The organism is Methylomonas sp. BG-2 (genome assembly GCF_057766305.1).
In genome coordinates this window covers 1-1985 of sequence record NZ_JBYMAP010000410.1, presented here as the reverse complement: position 1 = coordinate 1985, position 1985 = coordinate 1, and the positions used below count along the sequence as shown (strand labels likewise).

Below are 1985 nucleotides of genomic sequence, written 5' to 3'. Positions count from 1 at the left end.
ATTCACGCTGTCACAAGCCGGCCCGGCACTTGGGCCGCGCTATGGCTGGGCCTGAGTCTGGCATGGCCGCCGGCTCAGGCGCAAACCCCGGCGGACAACGCCACGGCCAACGCCGAGGCGGTTTCCGCGCAATGGGCCGGCGAGCAACAGCCGCGCTTCGATGTGTTCGACTACCAAATCGACGGCAACAGCGTGCTGGACGACGAAACCCTGGAAAAAGCGGTTTACCCCTACCTCGGTCCGGACAAGACCGTCGCCGACGTCGAGCAGGCCCGAGCCGCGCTGGAGCACGCCTACCGCCAGGCCGGCTATCCGACCGTGGTGGTGTCGATTCCGGAGCAGGACGTGGCGGGCGACAGCGTACGCCTACAAGTACTGGAAGGCAGTATCGAAACCGTCTATATCAGCGGCTCGCGCTATTACGCGCTGGGCAAAATCCGCGAAGGTCTGCCGGTGCTGGCCGAGGGCCGGGTCCCGCACATGCCGCAACTGCAATCGCAAATGGCCGCGCTGGCCAAGCAATCGGCCGACCGCAACGTCACGCCGGTGTTCCGGGCCGGATCGACGCCCGGCAAAATGGAGGTGGAGCTGAAGGTCAAGGACGAGTTGCCGCTGCATGGCAGCGTCGAAATGAACAGCCGCAACTCCGAGCACACCAGTTATTCCCGGTTGCTCGGCTCGCTACGCTACGACAATCTGTGGCAGGCCTTTCACAGCGCTTCGCTGCAATACCAGGTCTCCCCGCAAGCCAGCGAGGAAGTCGAGGTCTGGTCCGGCACCTACGTGTTGCCGACCGGCTGGGCCGACACCCGGCTGGCGCTTTACGGCATAGGCATCAGCTCCAACACGCAGCTGGGCGTCAACATCGGCGGACTGTCGGTGGTCGGTACCGGTTCGATCTACGGCGCCCGGCTGGTCAAGCCGCTGGCGGGGTCTTCCGACAGCATTTTTCACAACCTGACTTTCGGCTTCGACTATAAAAGTTTCGGCCAGCAGATTGCCAGCTTCACCGAGAATACTCCGATCAGCTACGCCGGCTTCATGGCCGGCTACGACGGCGCGTTGCGCGGGGACGGTTACGCCAGCAGCGCCAGCGTCGCCGGCCACTTCAGCTTTCGCGGCTTGGGCAACGACGCCACCGAATTCGAGCGCAAACGGGCCGGGGCCACCCCAAATTATTTCTACCTGACCGCGGACTTGAAACACCAACAGCAATTGCCCTGGGATTTTCGCTTGCAAGCCAGGGCCAGCGGCCAAGCCAGCTTCGGAAAACTGATCAGCAACGAGCAATTCGCGGCCGGCGGCCCGCTCAGCGTGCGCGGCTATCATCAAACCCAGGCTCTGGCCGACCATGGCGTCAATTTGTCTCTGGAGTTTTACAGCCCGCACTTGCTGCCGGCCGATTGGGACGCCGCGCAAAATCTGCGCTTGCTGGGTTTTATCGACTGGGCCAGATTGTGGACCGACGCGCCGATCGCGCCGACCCCGGCGGTCGAACAACTCGCCTCGGCCGGCCTGGGGCTGCGCATGCAATGGTTCAAGCGCCTGCTCGGCGAACTGGATTGGAGCTATCCGCTTCACGGCCAGGGCAGCGTTTCCGCCGGCCAGCAGCGCTTGGATTTCCGGCTGGTTTACGAATTTTAAAAGGTCAAATCAAGCGGCTTTTACAGCGCTTGCCGATCGCCAGAAAGCCCATCAGACCACTCAAGAACAACCAGGCCGCGGCCGGTACCGGCACCTCGGTCGCGTTGCCGGCCACATTCAAGGTCAACGGTTGGTCGGAGCGGCCGGCCGAGGCGGGCAGATCGGCGCCAGCGGCGAAACGATTCAAATCCAGGCCGATGCGATCGCCCCCCGCCTTGTTAACCGGGCCGAATTCGAGCGACGCCACGCTGTGTGGCACGATACCGCCGAAGTCCGGCGCGAATGCCGCTGACGGCTCCCCGGCATCCAAACTAGCCAGCGCGCGGCGCGGATAATGATTA

The 1985-nt window shown here is 63.6% G+C and carries 1 protein-coding gene and 1 pseudogene; one reads left to right on the top strand and one right to left on the bottom strand.

All coding sequences use genetic code 11. The features are described 5' to 3' along the window. A partial coding sequence (locus AC3B8H_RS20740; protein ID WP_488443412.1) for a ShlB/FhaC/HecB family hemolysin secretion/activation protein occupies positions 1 to 1644 on the top strand: 1644 nt, incomplete at its 5' end. A 4-nt stretch (positions 1645 to 1648) separates the two neighbouring features. Here AC3B8H_RS20740 and AC3B8H_RS20735 read toward each other — a convergent pair. Then, positions 1649 to 1985 (bottom strand): annotated as a pseudogene (locus AC3B8H_RS20735) (hypothetical protein); the annotation flags it as partial.